Genomic DNA, 18,039 nt, shown 5'->3' on the forward strand with positions numbered 1-18,039 from the left:
TTTTTCCAAGTCGTAAGGGGCTACAACGTACGGGTAAGCCCCCCGTCCACGTCGAGGATTGCGCCTTGTAAATAGGACGCTCTAGCAGAAGAAAGATAAGCTACAGCTTCTGCAATTTCCGCGGGTTCGCCGAACCGCGCCACCCCCATGGCGCGCGGCATGCGGCGGGCTGCCTCGGCTTCGTCGATCCCCTGCTCCTGAGCGAAGTTGCGGATACGGACCTGCAACCGGTCTGTCGCTATGGTGCCTGGATTGATTGCATTGACCCGGACGCCATCGTTGACGCCGCGATCAGCCAGCACCTTGGTCAGATTGAGCAAGGCGGCATTGACCGAACCGCCGATGCCGAATTCCGCACTGCCGGTGCGGCCGCCGACGCCTACGATATTGACGATGGCCCCCTGACTGGCTTTGAGCAGCGGCCAGGCGGCACGGCATAGCCGCATCGCGCCGAAGAATTTCAAGGCGAAGCCATCGGTCCAATCCTCGTCCGTCAACGTCAGAAAATCACCCCGCTTGGTGGCACCGGCATTGTTGACCAGCAGGTCCAGCTTGCCGAACCGCTTTTCGGCAGCGGTCACCAGCGCCGTCGCGGCGGCGGGTTCGCGCAGGTCGGCGGCATGGACCAGACATTCGGTCTTCAGCCCGGAGGCTATCTGCTCCAGCAGGTCCCGAGAACGTGCAGCCAATACCAGCTTCATACCTTCGCTGGCTAAAGTTTCGGCAATGGCACGGCCTATGCCCTTGCTGGCACCGGTGACGATGGCGACCTTCCCGGCCAATTCCAAATCCATGTTTCCTCCCGTGGTGTAACCCTGCCGCTTCGGGCTAGTCTAACTGGCAAAGCAATGCAAGGGAGGAAGCATGTTCCGCACGGATCTGTTCAAAGGCAAGCGAATCCTGATAACCGGCGGCGGCACCGGCCTGGGGAAGGCGATGGCCCGCCGGTTCATGGAACTAGGCGCCGAACTCCATATCTGCGGCCGGCGCGAAGGTGTGCTGCAGGAGGCAGCCAAGGAACTCGCGGACGCCACCGGCGGCAAGATCTACACCTATCCTTGCGACATTCGTGTCGCCCAGGCGGTGGACGACATGATCGGCACTATATGGCAGCAGCATGGGCCGCTCGATGGCTTGGTGAACAATGCTGCCGGCAATTTCATCTCGCGCACCGAAGATCTAAGTCCGCGCGGCTTTGACGCCATCGCCAATATCGTGCTGCATGGCAGCTTCTATGTGACGCAGGCCGTCGGCAAGCGCTGGATTGCCGAGCAGCGCGGCGGCAGCATCATCTCTATTGTCACCACCTGGGTCTGGACCGGCTCTGCCTTCGTCGTGCCATCCGCCATGTCGAAAGCCGGCATCGCGGCGATGACCCAATCGCTGGCCGTCGAATGGGGGCCAAAGGGTATCCGCGTCAATGCCATCGCCCCTGGCCCCTTCCCGACCGAGGGCATGACCAAACGGCTGGCGCCGACCGAGGCGCTGGAGAAGCGTATGATCTCAGCCATTCCGATGCGCCGCGTGGGCAATATGCCGGAGCTAGCCAATCTGGCTGCCTTTCTGATGAGTGACGAGGTCGGCTACATCACCGGCGAAGTAATCGCCATCGATGGCGGGCAATGGCTGAACGGCGCTGGCGGCTTCGGCGCATTGACCGATCTGTCGGATGCCGAATGGCAGGAGATTCGCGCCGCCATCGCAGCGACCAACGCTAAAGACAAAGCGCAGAGGACGGTCTAGCGACGGGCAGTAGATGCTAGCTGCGCCTTGCGCCGATCAGAGAAAATAATATGCCCCGATCCAATAATTTCATGAGAAAACATTGCAATTTCAATGAAATGCCCCAAGCCTGAGGCTTCGCTTTAACCCGACATGGGGGCAAAATGGTTGTGTCGTTCGACCAGCAACCAGAGCGCAGCAGAGGATAAAATGAGCAGCGATACGACAACCCGCCTGGAGCATGACTCGCTCGGTGAGATGGCGATCCCGGCCAATGCCTATTATGGCATCCAAACCAAGCGGGCCCTCGACAACTTCCATATCTCGGGCGTCGGCATCAATCATTATCCGAATCTGATCCGCGCCTTCGGCATGGTGAAGAAAGCCTGTGCCGCCGCCAACAAGAAACTCGGCTATCTCGAGCCGGAGAAATACAAAGCCATCGCCAAGGCCTGCGACGAATTGATCGACGGCAAGCTGCATGAATGGTTCAGCATCGACGTCTTCCAGGGCGGTGCCGGCACCTCGACCAACATGAATGCCAACGAGGTGATCGCCAATCGCGGCCTGGAGCTGATGGGTTATCACAAGGGCGAATATCAGCACCTGCATCCCAATGACGACGTCAATCTGTCGCAATCGACCAATGACGTCTACCCCACTGCCGTGCGCCTTGCAGTCTTGCTCAGCCATACCGAGCTGATGAGAGCGCTGGACGGGCTGGCTTATGAGTTCCGCCAGCGCGGCGTAGAATTCGCCGATATCATCAAGCTTGGCCGTACCCAGCTGCAAGATGCGGTACCGATGACGCTGGGCCAGGAATTCGAGGCCTTTGCCATCAACATTAAGGAAGATGTCGCGCGCGGCGACGAGATCGTGAAGCTGTTCCGGGAGGTCAATCTGGGTGGCACGGCAGTCGGCACCGGGATCAACACCGAGCCGGAATATTCCAACCTTGCCATCGAGGAACTGACCCGGATCAGCGGAATCGAGATGGTTCGTGCCGCCAACCTGATCGAAGCCAGCTGGGACATGGGCGCCTTCGTGCTCTATTCCGGCATGCTGAAGCGTATCGCCGTGAAGCTGTCGAAGATCGCCAACGACCTGCGGCTGCTCTCGTCCGGACCGCGCGGTGGCCTGGGCGAAATCTCCCTGCCGCCGATGCAACCCGGTTCCTCGATCATGCCGGGTAAGGTCAATCCTGTGATCCCGGAGGTGGTCAATCAGGTCTGCTTCCAGGTGATAGGCAAGGACATGGCCGTAACCATGGCCGCCGAAGCCGGTCAGTTGCAGCTTAACGTGATGGAACCGCTGATCGTCTACAACGTGCTCAGTTCGATGCAGCTCCTCGCACGCGCCTCACGGACCTTGGCCGAGAAATGTGTCAGCGGTATTCAGGCCAATGCCGAGAATGCCAAACGCCATGTGGAAGCGAGTGTCGGCATCGTCACCGCCCTCAATCCGTATATCGGCTACGAGAAATCGGCGGCGGTGGCCAAGGAATCGCTCAAAACCGGCCGCACCGTGCGTGAGCTGGTGGTCGAGAAAGGCTGGCTCACCGAGGAGCAGCTTGACGACATCCTCGATGTCGCCAAGCTGACGGCGCCGCGGCGCCGCGGCCGCAAGATCGTCGCGCCGCAGTAAGGCGTCAAATACCGGTGATGCGGGTGGCGTTGTGATGCCAGCGCGTGGCCAGCCAGAAAGCGCCGAGGCCCATCAGGCTGACCGCCAGCGCCATCCATAGCACTGCGTCGTAGCTGCCGCTCGCCTCCCAAAGCAGGGCGAAAAGCACTGCTGCCGTGGTGCGCGGCAGCGCCACGGCGATCACCAGCGCACCTGAAGCAACGCCATAGCCATAAGCGCTGAGATATTCGATGACGCTGTTGGTGCGCACTAGCGTTAGCAACCCCGTGCCGATGCCGTAAATCATCGCATAGACGAACAACTCAAGCGTACCGAAATAGCTGCTGAGTCCTAGCAGGGCCACGCCTATGGTCATCAGGGTGAAGGCGAAAAGGCCATAACCGGCGTTCGAGACGCGACCGCCGATCATCAAAAGGACGAAACGGGCCGCCACCTGACTGGGGCCATGCATTGCCATGACAGCGACGATAAGGCTCATCGGGTGTCCCCGTTCCAGCAGCAGCGGGATGAAATGGAAGGTAATGCCGTTGCCGATGAAGGTATGAACGCTGAAAGCTGCGGCCAATGCCCAGAAGACCGGATTGCGCAGAGCATGCAACAGTGGCTTTCGCTCGATCATCGGCGTCGCGCCGGCAGCGGCGGCATCCTTCTGTCTCGCGCTGACAATGCCGCGTAGCACATAGGCGCTCACCATTCCCGGGATCAGGAAATGGATCAGCGCCAGCACGACCAGTGCCCATCGCCAGCCGAGCGTTTCGGTACATAGCGTGATAAACGGGATCGCCACCGAAGATGACAGGCCGCTCAGCAGCGTGATCAGGGTAATCGCCCTGCGGTGATCGGCTAGATTGGAAACGACGATATTGTAGGCGCTCTCGTTCAGCGTGCAGGCATGCACCAGGCCGATGCCAACCCAGATGGCATAGAAGACCGGCAGTGAAGAGGTCATCGCCCATGCCAGCAGCAGTAAAGCACCGCTACAGGCGCCGAGCACCATGAACCAGTAGCCGCCATAGCGATCGATCAGCGCGCCGACGGGGATGGCCACGATACTGGCGGAGAGCAGGCCGATGGTCAGTCCAGCATTGAGCTCGACTTTCGACCAGCCGAGCTCCTCCTGCATCGGCCCGATCAGCACTGCCAGCGAATAATAGAGCGTGCCCCAGGAAACGAGCTGCCCAATGGCGATGCCCCAAATCAGGCGATGCGGAACAATCGCGGGATGGTCTCCCGACGGAGCGAAGCGCGGAAACATTGCAAACTGGGGCGAAGCGAGGCGGAGCGAGATGAATCGGTGGCGCGGGACGCCCCAGCTTACCATGACTGCGAAAATTTGCCCGCGCCATTCTCCTACTTCTGCGAGATTCTGGAGCCGACCAGGGTGGCTGCCCTATTCCTCCTCGCCGTCCATGGCGCGCGGATTGATCTCATTCTCGGCCATCTCGGTCATCTCGACATCGGCCTCCTTCTTCTCCTTGAGACTCTTGGCGAGCACCTTGGCCACTTTCTTCTCGCCCACCGCATCGGCATAGGCGGTCGCGGTTCCGTAAGCCGCAATGCCGTAATGGGCGATCCGCTGGATAGAGGCCAGCAAGGCGGCGTCCTTGACCTCGGGAGGCAACTTCTTCTGCGCCACCTCCTGGGCTTCCTCCAACAGGCCGCGCATGCCATGCGAGGTCTTAGCCCGAGCAGAGGTGCCCAGCTCATCAAAGACCGTCTCCAGGCGCTGCAACCGCTCGGCGCTGTAATCCACCCCTTCCTGGCAAAGCCGTTTCAGCGATTTGGAGTTCGCCGCCCGAGCCAGCATTGGAAAAGTGCGTTTGAGCTGCCTGTCGGCAAAATAGAGATATTGCAGGTCGGCCACCAACAAGTCATGCAGACTCGCATTCGCCATGGTTTCCTCCGGAGTAACTTGCGTTCGACAGACAGAAACCGGCGCCTCGGCTATCGGTTCCGCTCCGGATCAGAAACGCAATCCCTATGGTTAATCGCGATTAACAACTCGGTCTTCGTTTTGGTGTAGGATCCGGCATCGCCCAGAACGGACGCCACAGAATTTCCCAGGAGTACCAGAATGGTCGCCTCCCTTTCCGCCGCAGCCGCAGTGTCGTCAATGCTAGCGGCCCCGAAAACGGCTCAGCCTTCGGCCTCCGCCGCTTTCAAGCAGCGCATGGCCGATGAGTCTGAACAGCGGCTGGAGGATATGCGCAAGGCCGTGGAAGCTCTGCGGCAACTCAAGAAAACCCCGCGCCAGCTGGAAGAGGAACGCAAGGCCCGCGCTCAGGAGCGCGTTGCGCAGATCAAGAAGCGCCTGGAGATGCTGAAGCAGATGGCGCGCATGATCGCTTCAAGCGGCAACAAGAAGGCGGCCGCGAACCTCGCCGCCGAGCTCAAGGCGCTCGCAAAGGAATTGTCCGGCCTGAGCGGTCAGCTTGGCACATCATCAGGTGGTCTGGCCGCCGGTAACACCGCCGAAGCAGGAACGGTCGCTGCGGCGGGCAACGTGACAGTGGAAACCCAAGGGCTGGCCGGCGCGAATCCCAGCGTTGATCCGGGAACTGAAGACGGCAGTGGCGAAGGCGGCGTCGCTGAGCCCGAAAGCGCGGCCGATAGCGTCGAGGATCAGATCAAGGCCGATGCGGAGACGAATATGGCCGCCCTCAAACTGGGGAGCGACGTTCAGGACGAAATCCGCAAGCTGAAAGAAAAGATCGAAGCGCTGCTGCAAAAGATGGAGCGGGTCGAGCGCACCCAGAATCCCGAGCGTCAGAAAACCGTCGCCGTTTTTGAGATCGCGCTCGAAGCCACCGGCAGCAGCCTCGATATCGAAGCCTAGGACGCCCCTAGTCGAGCATGATCTCGCCATGACTGACAATCACCGCGCCACCGCCGACGCGGACCGCCGCCAGATGGTTGTCTGCGAGATCAGCCTCGACGGTGATCAGGCTAGGCCGTCCCATCGCCTCTCCCTGCCGTATCCGCCAGCGCCGGCTGCCACCAGCAGGCTGTTGCAGATCAACAAGTAGTCCGGCCAGCGCCGCCGATGCCGCGCCGGTCGCGGGATCCTCCGCGATACCCATGGCGGGGGCGAACATGCGCGCCTGTATCTCCTCTCCCTTCTTCCAGTCCGTCATGGTGAAGGCAAAAACATGCGGCGCCGGGCCGGATGCAAGGCTATCGGTCCAGGCAGCAAGATCGATCCGGATCGCCGACAGAGCCTGCACATCCCGCAGCGGAATGAAGGTGAAGGGCACGCCAGCGCTATAAGTCAACGGCTCGACCTCGGACGCAATCGCATCCACAGGCAGGCTGAGAATCCGTGCCAGATCGGCACGGGCGGGTGGCACGCCCCCCCTTTCGGGCCGGCGCGGCACAGTGAAGACAGCCTGCCGGATGCCATCGCGGCTGGACAACGCCACCGGCACGGGACCGACCTTCTCCTCAATCACCATGCTCTCCGTACCGGCAGGCAAGAGACCGCATTCCGCCAGCACGATCGCAGTTCCCACCGTCGGATGTCCGGCAAAAGGCAATTCCAATCCCGGCGTAAAGATGCGCATGGCGCAAGCGTGCTGCGCACTGGCCGGCGGCAGGACGAAAGTCGTTTCGCTTAGGTTGAACTCCCGGGCAATCCGCTGCATTTCGGCATCGGACAGGCCTTTGGCGTCGAGGATGACGGCCAAGGGATTACCGCCGAAGCGGCGGTTGGTGAACACATCGGCGGTAATGAAGCGGTAAGTTCTGGGCATGACGGGTACCCTCCTGCGCTCCCGTCTTGCCATAACCGGAGCCCCTCGCCCATCGCTACAATTGCAACAATCCAGGCGGCCTCAGCGGAACTGCGCCTCGGCGGTCATGGCCAGCGCGCCCTCCGCATCGGCAATCCACAAGGACAGCGTATCGTCGCTAAGCGGCTTGGCGCGCAGGAGGAAGGGCTGACCGTCCAGCACCGGCCGGCGACCACGGAAGGAGAAATCCAGCAGAGCCTGCCCCGGCCGCAAGCTGGCAGCGAAATCGACCAGCAGTGTAGCCAGCAAGGGCCCATGCACGACCAGGCCCCCATAGCCTTCGGTCCGCATCGCATAATCGCGGTCGTAATGGATGCGGTGCCCATTGAAGGTCAGCGCCGAGTAGCGGAATAGCAGCACCGGATCGGCGATAAAATTGTCTTCCCAGTGGTGATCGGCCGGCGCCGGTTCAGGCGGTGGCAGCGTACCGGCGCCATCGAGCTTCTCCTCGCGATAGACGATATCGTGACGATCAGTGATGGCACGGGCGCCGGTCTCATCAAAAATCTCATGCCGCACGGTGACGAAAACCAGCCGCCCGCTGCGGCCCTTTTTCTCCACCGCGCTCTCGACCGTGGAAATGCGCCGCACCGGCATACCCAGCATCAGCGGCCTATGAAAGCCGATCCGACTCCCGGCCCACATGCGGCGCGTCTGACTGCCCCACAGCTTGCCGACATCGGGCAGGAAGCCGCCCAATGCGGGGTGGCCGTCACGTCCAAGCTGGCGCCGCGGCGCCACGGTCCAGAAATACAGCCAATGCCGCAGTGGCGGCAGCAAGGCGTTGTCACCGGTTACCGCCGGCTGGTCCAAAGCCGCCGCCAGGGCATTGGTTTTCTCGGGAGATAAAATGTCGGCGGCCTCTTCCGAGCCGCCGACCCAATCCTTCAGTTCAGGCTTCGCCATGCCGGATTACTGACGCGATTTGCCGATGGCTTCCCGCAGCAGCAGATAGACCTTGCCGACATCCGCGGTGACGAAGGCAGAGGTGAGCAGTTCCTCATGTTCCACGCCTTTCGCGCCGGCCAGCACTCGCTCGAACTCGGCGATATAGCGGTCGGTGTAATCGCGGAACTCGCCGCTCTCCTGATACTTCTCGCGAATCTTGTCCAAATCCCGCTGGTCGATCAGCTTGCGGGTGAACAGGCCGCGTTCGCCCTTGTAATAGCGGCGCCACAGATCTTCCGACAAATCGCGGTTGAGCAGCCGGGTAATGTCGATGGCCATCGAGTTGAGATGACCGGTGATGAAGGCCGCCGTCTTGAGGAACTGCTCGCCGCGCAGAGCCTGCGTCGCCTTGCGCAGGGCTTCGGCCTCGATGCTGGCGGTGCGGGCTGCTTCGGCCAGAGCCTTGGAATCCGCCTTGAGGCTGGCTTCGGCGCTGGCTGCCTCGCTGGCGGCGCGTGCCGCAGCCGAAGACAACTCCTTCGCCCGCTGTGCCAGGATCTCGGCAGTCTCCGCGGCACGGGCGGTGGCGCGGTCGGTAACAGCGCTGAATTCCGTACCGGTGCGGGCCAGACGTTCGCCGATCTCGGTGACCTTCTCCGACAGACGCGCGGCGCGGGTATCGACCTCGTCGGCCTGGCGGCGGAAGCCGTCGCTCATCCGGTCGGTCTGCTTCATCGCATCCTCGACGATATTCGCCAGTTCGCGCGTGCGGTTGCGCAGCACCTCGCTGGCATCGTCGATGCGGCCCGACGCGTTGCCAACCGCAAGATTGATCTCGCGGGCACGGGCATCGAAGGTTGCCCCCACCTGTTCGATCCGCGCAGCTGCCTCGTCGGAAACGCGCGCGACTTCCTGCGCCTGACGGCGGAAGCTTTCGCCGATATTGGCGGTCTTGATGATCGCAGCCTCCGAGGCCTCGGACAGCTCCTGCACGCGGCCGCGGAAATTCTCGCGGATGTTTTCCGCCTGACGACTGAGTTCGGCGGCCAGAGTGGCGAGTGCATCGGCCTGATCGTGGATGGTGCTGTGCAGTTCGAGCGTGCGGTCGACGACACTTTGCGCTGCCTCCCCCAGCTCGGCCGAACGCGCCCGCGCGGTGTCGCCCGCCGTATTGATACTGGAAGTCGCCTTCTCGGCCGCGGCGTTGAGCGCCGTCGCCTCAATCTGCGCCTTCTCGCTCATGGCAACCAGCGCCGCCGTCTGCGCGGCGGCCTTCTCGGCCAGCTGCGCCATCGCGTCAGCCACACCGAGCGACAGATCCTGCAGATCCTTGGCGCGCGCCTGGGCTGTGCTGCCGGCCAATTGCGACTCCATCGCCGCGCGTTCGGCGGCGGCGCTGAGCGCATGAGCCTGGGTCTGTGCCATCTCGCTGACCTGATGCAGGCGCTGGGTAACGCGCTCGGCCACCGTCTGCAACTGGATGGCATCCTGGCCAGCGCTTTCGCCGGCACCACGCAGGCGCTGCGCAGTGCGGGCAGCGGCCTGATCCAGGCTATCGACCTGATCGCGCATCTGCTCGCCCGCCTCGTCCAGGCGTTTGGCCAGGCCATCGATATTGGAGCGGAATTGCTCGGCATGCTGGCGCAAGCGATCGCCGCTGGCCTCCACCAGCTCGTCCGCATGCTGCGTCGCCTGCGACAGCAACGCATTGGCCTGAGCCATGATTTCCTGCACATGGGCAGCCATCGTCTGCGCCTCGCGACCGGCCTGGGCCAGGCTCTCGACGCGGTTCTTAATACCCTCGTCCGCCTCACCGATCTTGCTGAGCGCACGTCCGGCGGTCTCGTCCAGGCTATTCGCGCGCTGGCGCAGTTCGTCGCCGGCACGCATCGTGCGCTCGGTAATCTGCTGCAGCGTGGTCGTCATATTGGCGCCTTCGCGGCGCAGCGCATCGCCGGCCTGTGCCAGACGCTGATCGGCCAATTCGGCGGCATGGCCAAGCTGGTCTGCCTGATGACGCACCAGATCGCCGGTGAGCTTCAGGCGCTGTTCTGCCTGGGCAGCAGCCTCGGCGAAGTTTTCCGCCTGCTTGACGGCAGCGGCACCGACCTGTTCAAGCGAAACGGTACGGCTGCGCATGTCGTCCGCGGCGGTGCGCAGGCGATCTGCCACGCGGGTACCCTGCTCATCCAAGGCCCCGATTTCGGAACGGATGGTCTCGCCAATATCGCGCACACGGCCAATGGTGGTCGCCGTCGCATGCTCGATCTCGCGTACCCGTTCGCGCAGCACGATGCCGGCGGCTTCGGCATTGTCGACCACTTTCTGGCTGGCCGAACTGAACAACTGAGTCTCGCGGGTGAAGCTTTCGCCCGCCGCCTGGGCCCGGGCGACGGTGACTTCCGCCGCCGTGGTGATGACTTGGGCGGACTCGGCAAAGCTCTGGCCGACGCGATTGGCTTCGCCGCTGGCACGGGTGACGGCCTGTTCGAGCGCGACAATCTTCTGCTCCAATTGCGCTGCGATCTGTTGTGCGACTTCAGCTGCGCGTTCCACCGCCTTGTCCATCAACTCGCCATGGCGGCGCGACAATTCCTCGACGCGCTCGTTCTGAAACTGAATGGCCGAGGTGATGCGGGTGATCTCGTTTGCCTTGGCCTGGAAGATGCCGCGGGCGGTTTCCACTTCGCGAGTGATCACATCGGCCGCCTGCAGCAGCACCTGCGCCTGGGTCGACACCGTCTGGCCCAGGCCGGAAACCTTGGTTTCCACTTCGCTGCCGACCTTGGCGGCAGCTTCGATCAGGGCGGCGCTCTGCTCCTCGAATTTCCCCGCCAAGCCCTTCACCACGGCATCGAGGTCGCGGTTGACCTGCTCGGCCGCGGTCAGCAGCACCTGTGAGGACTGGCTCAAGGTGCCGGCCAGTTGCTTGGTCTGCAAGGCCACCTGCTCACCGGCACCGGAGGCAGCGGCAATCAGCGCCTGCTGCTGGTTCGCCATGGTCTCGCCCAGCGCTCCGATCTTGTCGGTGGCCGATTGCGCAGCCTCCTCCATCTCGCGCGCCTGACGACGCAGAGCACCGGCGAGGTTGGAAATGCGACGTTCGGCTTCCGGCGTCGGATAGGTCAGATCGAGCAGCACCTGATGCAGAGCCGCAGCTTGCTTGCGGATCGCGGTGCCACGCCATACCGTCATCAGCATGAGCCAGAGGAAAGCCAGCGGCGCCGTCATTCCGGCCACGAACAAGCCGATCTCATGCGGCAGTGCCTGCCACAGATTCTGCCAGCCGATGGAATTCTGAACATAGAGCCCGGAGAGGCCGAGCCAGAGGACGCTGACGACCCCGCCAATGCCGATCAACAGCTGGCGTTGCCGCTCCAGGGCAGGCCGGCCGATCAATTCGGCAGCCTGGGCCTCGGCGCGCTCGAGCGCGGCCTCGCTGGCCGGCTTGCTGGCGGCAGCCGCCATATCGGCTCGTGGATGTTTGATCAGCGTCATCGCAACCTCCCCCGCCTGGCGAGATGACATCCGCCGGTCGGAATCGCGTAAGTCCCGCATTGAAACACTAAACCCGGTATCGACAAAGCGCGGCGCAGCAGGCGGGACTCCTGCGCCGTTAGCACAACAGATAGGCTTGTAATGGTTAACAGCGACTTGCGGTTCGGCTCCCGCCGACTTATCCCCGCTATCCACAGGCGCTTGCAATGACACCTGTCGCCGTGCGCGACACGGCATGAAATCATGGGGGTTCACGCTATGCGGAATCCGTCAAGACAATTTTTTGCCCCCCAGAGTCATACATCGTATTGACGCCCCACTATGGGGCAGTACCATATGTTGTGTTCGTTGACCTGTTTCGAGACATAGCTGCGCCGCCTCTGGGCCCGTTTGGGGCCGGTTTTTGGGCTTACAGAGGTGAAAGGGCGGGGTGTGCGGCTGCCGAAACGTTGGAAAACGGCGATTTTGGGATTCATACCGACGGTCGGCCGGGTCTTCGCAGGAAGCGATGCCGGACCGGAGAAAAACAAGGGGAAAGCATCCGTGCTGAACACTCTGCAGACTGAGCGCGGCATCCGCGTCGATATCGACCGCAGCCGCGACCGCCTTCTCACCGACTTCGGCAAGGCTACCCTCGACGACCGTTACCTTATGCCGGGCGAGTCCTACCAGGATCTGTTCGCCCGCGTCGCCAGCTACTATGCGGACGACACCGCCCATGCTCAGCGGATGTACAACTACATTAGCAAGCTGTGGTTCATGCCGGCAACGCCAGTGCTGTCGAATGGCGGCACCAACCGCGGCCTGCCGATCTCCTGCTTCCTCAATGAGGCGAATGACAGCTTGGATGGCATTGTCGGCCTGTGGAATGAGAATGTCTGGCTGGCGGCCCGCGGCGGCGGTATCGGCAGCTACTGGGGCAACCTGCGCTCGATCGGCGAGAAGGTCGGTCAGAACGGCAAGACCTCGGGCATCATCCCCTTCATCCGCGTCATGGACAGCCTGACACTCGCCATCTCGCAGGGCTCGCTGCGTCGCGGCTCAGCCGCTGTCTACCTGCCGATCGACCATCCGGAAGTCGAGGAATTCATCGAGATCCGCCGTCCGACCGGCGGCGATCCGAACCGCAAGGCGCTCAACCTGCATAACGGGCTGCTGATCTCCGACGCCTTCATGCGCGCTGTGGAGAACGATGATCAGTGGGAATTGCGCAGTCCGCATGACGGTACGGTGCAGCGCACCGTTTCGGCCCGTGCGCTGTGGATCCGCATCCTCACCGCCCGCATCGAAACCGGCGAGCCGTACATCGTCTACATCGACCATGTGAACCGCGCCCTGCCGGAGCATCACAAGCTGGCCGGGCTGCGGGTCAAGACCTCGAACCTATGCAGCGAGATCACTCTGCCGACCGGCATTGATCATCATGGCCAGCAGCGCACCGCTGTCTGCTGCTTGTCGTCGCTGAACCTTGAATACTTCCACGAATGGAAGGAGCATCCGCTGTTCATCGAGGATTGCCTGCGCTTCCTCGACAATGTTCTGCAGGACTTCATCGAAAAGGCTCCCGACACGATGTCGAAGGCCCGCTACGCGGCACAGCGCGAGCGTTCGGTTGGCCTGGGCGTGATGGGCTTCCACTCCTTCCTGCAGGCCAATGGCGTGCCGTGGGAAAGCGTGATGGCCAAGGTGTGGAACCGCACCATCTTCAAGCATATCAAGGATGCCGCCGACGCTGCCTCGAAGAAACTGGCGGAAGAGCGCGGCCCCTGCCCCGATGCCGCCGAATACGGCATCATGGAGCGCTTCTCGCACAAGATCGCCATCGCGCCGACGGCTTCGATCTCGATCATTGCCGGCGGCGCCTCGCCCGGCATCGAGCCGAACGTCGCCAATGCCTTCACGCATAAAACGCTGTCGGGCAGCTTCTCGGTGCGCAACCGCTATCTTGAGAAGACTCTGGAGCAGTATGGTAAGAACGACGACGAGACCTGGTCGTCGATTACCACCAATGGCGGCTCGGTGCAGCATCTCGACTTCCTGTCGGATGATGAAAAGGCTGTGTTCAAGACCGCATTCGAGATCGACCAGCGCTGGCTGATCGAACTCGCCGCCGATCGCACGCCGTTCATCTGCCAGGCGCAGAGCCTGAACATCTTCCTGCCGGCCAATGTGCATAAGCGCGACCTGCACCAGATCCATCTGCAGGCCTGGAAGAAGGGGGTGAAGAGCCTTTACTATTGTCGCTCGCTGTCGATCCAGCGCGCCGAGACGGTGTCGACCAAGAATACCGTCGATGCCAACAGCGGCGTTGTTTCCATCCCGCTGGTCGGCAAGATCAACGAGGGCGAACGGCCGCAGCGCCTGCCGCAGGAGGCCGAACTGCCGCTGGCTGCCGCTTCGACCACCGGCGGCCCGCGCGAGGCAGTGGATTACGACGAATGCCTCGCCTGCCAGTGATGGCAGACAGCATAAGCTGAAAAAACATAACGGCCCGGGAGCGATCCCGGGCCGTTTTATTTCGGACGATGAAGATCAGGCGGCGGCTTTGACTGAGGTCGCCGCGGCCAGAGCCTGTTCGAGGTCTGCGATAATATCGTCGATATTCTCAATGCCGACAGACAGCCGGACATAGCCGGGAGAAACACCGCTCTGGAGCTGTTCCTCGGCCCCAAGCTGCGAATGGGTCGTGGACGCCGGATGGATCGCCAGGCTGCGCGTGTCACCGATATTGGCAACATGGTAGAAGAGCTTCAGCGCATCGATGAAGCGCTTCCCAGCCTCGAGGCCATCCTTCAGCTCAAAGCCGACCAATCCGCCAAACCCGCCGGAGAGATACTGCTTGGCGCGCAGGAATGGCTTACCCGTCTGCAAGCCGGGATAGATCACCTTGGAAACAGCCGGATGCTTGTCCAGGTATTCGGCCACAGCGGCTGCATTGCGGCTATGCTCGCGAATACGCAGAGGCAGGGTTTCCAGTCCCTGGATCAGCTGGAAGGCGTTGAAGGGGCTCAATGCAGCGCCGAGATCACGCAGCAAAGTGACGCGCGCCTTGATGATATAGGCAATCGGGCCAAGCGGTTTGACCGCTTCCGTCCACACCGCGCCGTGATAACTCGGGTCGGGCTGGTTCAGCAGCGGCTGCCGTTCAGGATGGGCAGCCCAGTCGAAATTGCCGCCATCGACGATGAGGCCGCCGATCGAGGTGCCGTGCCCGCCGATATACTTAGTGGCGGAGTAAACGACGATGGCCGCGCCATGCTCCAGCGGCTTGGCCAGGACCGGCGCAGCCGTGTTGTCGACGATCAGCGGAATGCCCAGCGGGCGGCCGATCTCGGCCACTTCCGCAATCGGGAAAACCGCCAGCTTCGGATTGGGCAGGGTTTCGGCATAGTAGGCGCGCGTACGCTCGTCGGTCGCACGCCGGAAATTCTCCGGATCGGCTGGATCGACGAAGCGGACCTCGATGCCCTGCTGCCTTAGCGTATTAGCGAACAGATTCCAGGTGCCGCCATAGAGGTCGGTCGAGCTGACCACGTTGTCGCCGGCCTGCGCGATGTTCTGCAACGCGAATGCCGACGCCGCCTGCCCCGAGCTGACCGCCAGAGCCGCGACACCGCCCTCCAACGCGGCAATACGCTTCTCCAGCACATCCACGGTGGGGTTCATGATCCGGGTATAGATATTGCCCAGCTCCTTCAGCGCAAAGAGATTCGCGGCATGCTCGACGTCTTTGAACTGGTAGGACGTGGTCTGATAGATCGGCACGGCGACCGACCCGGTGGCCGGATCGGCGCGATAGCCCGCATGAAGAACAATGGTTTCCGGGTTTTTCGACTCAGTCATTTCACTCTCCCATTCGATGCGCAGAGCATCTCCGACGACGCGTCGTCACACCATTCAATTTTGCATGCGCAAATGAATAGAAAAATTTGTTCGAGCTGTGAAATCCGCCATTACAGCGCCGTTCTGCAAAATCCAGCCATGCGACAAAAAAGTATCACCCTGCTGACAAGCGCGTCTTGAAATCAAATCGTGATACGCGATGGCCCGGCTGATGGCCCATCTCAATAGGCGAGGGTCTGCGCGCAGCACCTACTCAGGCTCGAATTTCAGCGCTGTTCCATTCATGCAGTAGCGTAATCCCGTCGGCTCCGGTCCGTCCTCGAAGACATGACCGAGATGGCCTCCGCAGCGACGGCAATGCACCTCAGTGCGTGTCATGAAGAAGCTGCGATCCGTGCTCGTCTCGATCGCCTCTTCATCCAGCGGCGCGAAAAAGCTCGGCCAGCCACTGCCGCTATCATACTTGGTATCCGAACTGAACAAGGCCTGGCCACAGCCAGCACACAGAAAACGGCCTTTGCGATATTCATTGTTCAAAGGTGAGGAATGCGGCCGCTCGGTGCCGTGCTGACGCAATACCGCATATTGCGAAGGGGTCAGCTGCTCCCGCCACTCGGCCTCGCCATGCTCAATTTCGAAATGTCGGACTTCTCCCGCATCTGTCGGGCGGCCGCAATTGCTTTTCATATTCGCACCCTTCTTGCCTGCCAGTTTTGCTACCTCGTTGGAAAAATTTAGAAGTCTCTACGCTTGTCTGTGCTGCCCCTGCCAGATTCCCAAGACTGCGACGGCAACAATGAGAGCGCCAATCGACAGATGCACGAATTTAATCATGTCATAATGAGAAAATGCCAGGAGCCAGGGCGATAACGCCAGCCAAGCCCCAAGCTGGGCGTTGATATAAGCCTCCCAGCTATCCAGCAGAGTAAGGGCCAAGGCTGACAGCGCAAATACAAGAAAGCCGATGATCACGGCATTCAGCGTCGCGCCTTCGAAGCCGGTGAAGCCGAACAGCCACGGCGAAATCGCCGCCAATATCCCCAAAGCCATATTCGTCCAGTCCTGCCACCGCCGTATTTCATGCGGATGTCGGATATCATGTTGATTATGGGTCACATGGGCCATGACACACCTCTTGGCATCTTCGCCTCCGATGCGTCGACAACGCGTTCCAAGCCTAGGCTCGTCCTCCCCGTGCGATGCAACACACGGTCTGTCGTCAAGAAAGCTAGATCGTCGAAGAAAGCCGGCTAGGGATTTAAACCGTGCTACCTCGCCTGGTGTCGCCGTAGGGCACTCGCTGAAAATTCCAATTGAGACCAATTATTTAACACCACACTCATTCTGGCTGGCACTAACAAAGAAGGCCCGGAAAGCCATCGTGATGACTTTCCGGGCCCTTTCTTATGAATACTGTCACTTAGGCGGTTCTCGGCACCCGATGCTTCGCCCCCACGCCCGTCGCGACTGTCAAGGCCGCCACGGCCAGTACGCCCGCGCTGATGACGAACAATGCCCAGACCCCCAAATGGTCGATCGTCAGCCCCCCCAAGGCCGCGCCGAGGAAAATGGCGAGATTGATGGTCGCAACCAGCAGGCCGCCGACACTTTCAGCCTTGTCGGGAACCGCTCGCGCGATCCAGGCCGACCAGCCCACCGGCACGGTTCCGAAGGCCAAGCCCCAAAGTACGATCAACGGCAAAGCGGCGTGAATGCCGCCGCCGAACTGCGCCAGCAGGAAAGCGGCGCTGCCAATCGCCAGGGGCATGACCGCAAGGGTGAACCGCAGGGACTTCGCTAGAAGCCACCCGCCGAAATAGTTGCCCAGGAAGTTCGCAATGCCAAAGGCCAGCAGGGTGAGCGAGATCCCTGTCACCTCAAGCTGCGTCACCTGCTCAAGGAAGGGCCGGACATAGGTGAAAAGCGACATATGCCCGCTGAACACCAGCAGTGCAGCAAACAGCGCAATCGCGATATGCCGGCGGGAGACAAGCTCAACCAATACCCTGATATTGGCCCTGTCACGCGGCGGCAATGCCGGCAGAGTAGCGAACTGAACGATCAGAACGATGACCGCTAGTCCGGCCGCCCCGATGAAAACCGCGCGCCACCCCAGGAGATCGCCGACGAAACTGCCGACAGGTGCCGCCATGATCGTCGCGGCCGAAACACCGGAAACGACAATCGCCAGGGCTTTGGGAACGCTGTTCTCTGGCACGAGCCTCATCACTGTTGCGGTCGAAAGTGCCCAGAAACCGCCGAGAGCAATGCCAAGAACGAGCCGTCCGATAAGAAGCACGAACAGATTCGGTGCGAAGGCCACTGCCAGATTCGACAGAACAAGAAGGCCCGAAAATGTGAGCAAGACCTTGCGGCGATCTATGGCAGCCGTCACCGCCGCGACAAACAGGCCTGAGAGCAATCCAAAGGCCGCCATGGCGGTCACCGCCTGACCAGCCATACCCTCTGTGACGGCAAGATCCCGCGCCATCGGGGTAAGCAGACTCGCGGGGAGAAACTCCGCCCCTACCAATCCAAAAACGCCGAGCGCTAAAGAGAAGACGGCGGCCCACGCTGGAGCTGGGGAGGTCGCATTATTTTGCATCAGCCAGAATCCCTAAAAATTTGAACCGGCCGCTCAGATGGGTGGAAATTC

14 protein-coding genes are annotated in these 18,039 nt (G+C 61.6%); 4 read left to right on the forward strand and 10 right to left on the reverse strand.

Features of this window, described 5'->3' with window-relative positions; translation table 11 throughout:
* Window positions 1–20 precede the first annotated feature (20 nt).
* Window positions 21–794, reverse strand: a complete 774-nt coding sequence (locus Q0603_RS14305) for an SDR family oxidoreductase (RefSeq protein ID WP_298726827.1) — start codon at window positions 792–794, stop codon at window positions 21–23.
* 70 nt (window positions 795–864) lie between these two features.
* Here Q0603_RS14305 and Q0603_RS14310 point away from each other — a divergent pair, with 70 nt between their 5' ends.
* The gene (locus tag Q0603_RS14310; protein WP_298726829.1) at window positions 865–1,743 is read left to right on the forward strand and encodes an SDR family oxidoreductase; all 879 of its coding nucleotides are present in this window, start codon (window positions 865–867) and stop codon (window positions 1,741–1,743) included.
* Window positions 1,744–1,932: 189 nt separating this feature from the next.
* Window positions 1,933–3,366: an aspartate ammonia-lyase gene (aspA, locus tag Q0603_RS14315; protein WP_298726831.1), complete on the forward strand. Its 1,434-nt coding sequence runs from the start codon at window positions 1,933–1,935 to the stop codon at window positions 3,364–3,366.
* A 4-nt stretch (window positions 3,367–3,370) separates the two neighbouring features.
* Here the strand turns inward: aspA and Q0603_RS14320 are convergent, their stop codons facing one another.
* Window positions 3,371–4,621, reverse strand: a complete 1,251-nt coding sequence (locus Q0603_RS14320) for an MFS transporter (RefSeq protein WP_298726833.1) — start codon at window positions 4,619–4,621, stop codon at window positions 3,371–3,373.
* Between the two features lie 135 nt (window positions 4,622–4,756).
* Window positions 4,757–5,260, reverse strand: a complete 504-nt coding sequence (locus Q0603_RS14325; protein ID WP_298726836.1) for a DUF892 family protein — start codon at window positions 5,258–5,260, stop codon at window positions 4,757–4,759.
* Between the two features lie 180 nt (window positions 5,261–5,440).
* On the opposite strand from Q0603_RS14325, the gene Q0603_RS14330 reads away from it, so the two are divergent.
* Window positions 5,441–6,202 carry a hypothetical protein gene (locus Q0603_RS14330; RefSeq protein ID WP_298726838.1) on the forward strand — a complete coding sequence of 254 codons (762 nt, stop codon included), beginning with the start codon at window positions 5,441–5,443 and terminating at the stop codon, window positions 6,200–6,202.
* Window positions 6,203–6,209: 7 nt separating this feature from the next.
* On the opposite strand, the gene Q0603_RS14335 is transcribed toward Q0603_RS14330, so the two are convergent.
* From Q0603_RS14335 to Q0603_RS14345, 3 genes are all read right to left on the reverse strand, one after another.
* Window positions 6,210–7,115 carry a PhzF family phenazine biosynthesis protein gene (locus tag Q0603_RS14335; protein ID WP_298726840.1) on the reverse strand — a complete coding sequence of 302 codons (906 nt, stop codon included), beginning with the start codon at window positions 7,113–7,115 and terminating at the stop codon, window positions 6,210–6,212.
* An 81-nt stretch (window positions 7,116–7,196) separates the two neighbouring features.
* Window positions 7,197–8,060: a MaoC family dehydratase N-terminal domain-containing protein gene (locus tag Q0603_RS14340; RefSeq protein ID WP_298726842.1), complete on the reverse strand. Its 864-nt coding sequence runs from the start codon at window positions 8,058–8,060 to the stop codon at window positions 7,197–7,199.
* Window positions 8,061–8,066: 6 nt separating this feature from the next.
* Complete coding sequence (locus tag Q0603_RS14345; protein ID WP_298726845.1) at window positions 8,067–11,540, reverse strand: hypothetical protein; 3,474 nt, start codon at window positions 11,538–11,540, stop codon at window positions 8,067–8,069.
* A 543-nt stretch (window positions 11,541–12,083) separates the two neighbouring features.
* Here Q0603_RS14345 and Q0603_RS14350 point away from each other — a divergent pair.
* Window positions 12,084–13,997, forward strand: coding sequence for a ribonucleoside-diphosphate reductase subunit alpha (locus tag Q0603_RS14350; protein WP_298726847.1), 1,914 nt, complete (start codon window positions 12,084–12,086; stop codon window positions 13,995–13,997).
* A 75-nt stretch (window positions 13,998–14,072) separates the two neighbouring features.
* Here Q0603_RS14350 and Q0603_RS14355 read toward each other — a convergent pair whose 3' ends face one another.
* From Q0603_RS14355 to Q0603_RS14370, 4 genes are all read right to left on the reverse strand, one after another.
* Window positions 14,073–15,383, reverse strand: a complete 1,311-nt coding sequence (locus Q0603_RS14355; RefSeq protein ID WP_298726849.1) for a PLP-dependent transferase — start codon at window positions 15,381–15,383, stop codon at window positions 14,073–14,075.
* Between the two features lie 249 nt (window positions 15,384–15,632).
* Window positions 15,633–16,070, reverse strand: a complete 438-nt coding sequence (msrB, locus tag Q0603_RS14360; RefSeq protein WP_298726851.1) for a peptide-methionine (R)-S-oxide reductase MsrB — start codon at window positions 16,068–16,070, stop codon at window positions 15,633–15,635.
* Between the two features lie 57 nt (window positions 16,071–16,127).
* Window positions 16,128–16,508, reverse strand: a complete 381-nt coding sequence (locus tag Q0603_RS14365; RefSeq protein ID WP_298726853.1) for an SPW repeat protein — start codon at window positions 16,506–16,508, stop codon at window positions 16,128–16,130.
* A gap of 295 nt (window positions 16,509–16,803) precedes the next feature.
* The gene (locus Q0603_RS14370) at window positions 16,804–17,988 is read right to left on the reverse strand and encodes an MFS transporter (RefSeq protein WP_298726855.1); all 1,185 of its coding nucleotides are present in this window, start codon (window positions 17,986–17,988) and stop codon (window positions 16,804–16,806) included.
* Window positions 17,989–18,039: the final 51 nt, after the last annotated feature.

This window comes from uncultured Ferrovibrio sp. (assembly GCF_937960835.1).
Classification (GTDB): Bacteria; Pseudomonadota; Alphaproteobacteria; order Ferrovibrionales; family Ferrovibrionaceae; genus Ferrovibrio.

Bases quoted from the DNA above. Each gene is read 5' to 3' on its own strand.
- Q0603_RS14370 (WP_298726855.1), bottom strand. From the start codon at position 17,988: ATGCAAAATAATGCGACCTCCCCAGCTCCAGCGTGGGCCGCCGTCTTC.
- Q0603_RS14305 (WP_298726827.1), bottom strand. From the start codon at position 794: ATGGATTTGGAATTGGCCGGGAAGGTCGCCATCGTCACCGGTGCCAGC.
- Q0603_RS14340 (WP_298726842.1), bottom strand. From the start codon at position 8,060: ATGGCGAAGCCTGAACTGAAGGATTGGGTCGGCGGCTCGGAAGAGGCC.
- Q0603_RS14330 (WP_298726838.1), top strand. From the start codon at position 5,441: ATGGTCGCCTCCCTTTCCGCCGCAGCCGCAGTGTCGTCAATGCTAGCG.
- Q0603_RS14320 (WP_298726833.1), bottom strand. From the start codon at position 4,621: ATGTTTCCGCGCTTCGCTCCGTCGGGAGACCATCCCGCGATTGTTCCG.
- Q0603_RS14365 (WP_298726853.1), bottom strand. From the start codon at position 16,508: ATGGCCCATGTGACCCATAATCAACATGATATCCGACATCCGCATGAA.
- Q0603_RS14345 (WP_298726845.1), bottom strand. From the start codon at position 11,540: ATGACGCTGATCAAACATCCACGAGCCGATATGGCGGCTGCCGCCAGC.
- aspA (WP_298726831.1), top strand. From the start codon at position 1,933: ATGAGCAGCGATACGACAACCCGCCTGGAGCATGACTCGCTCGGTGAG.
- Q0603_RS14310 (WP_298726829.1), top strand. From the start codon at position 865: ATGTTCCGCACGGATCTGTTCAAAGGCAAGCGAATCCTGATAACCGGC.
- msrB (WP_298726851.1), bottom strand. From the start codon at position 16,070: ATGAAAAGCAATTGCGGCCGCCCGACAGATGCGGGAGAAGTCCGACAT.
- Q0603_RS14355 (WP_298726849.1), bottom strand. From the start codon at position 15,383: ATGACTGAGTCGAAAAACCCGGAAACCATTGTTCTTCATGCGGGCTAT.
- Q0603_RS14335 (WP_298726840.1), bottom strand. From the start codon at position 7,115: ATGCCCAGAACTTACCGCTTCATTACCGCCGATGTGTTCACCAACCGC.
- Q0603_RS14325 (WP_298726836.1), bottom strand. From the start codon at position 5,260: ATGGCGAATGCGAGTCTGCATGACTTGTTGGTGGCCGACCTGCAATAT.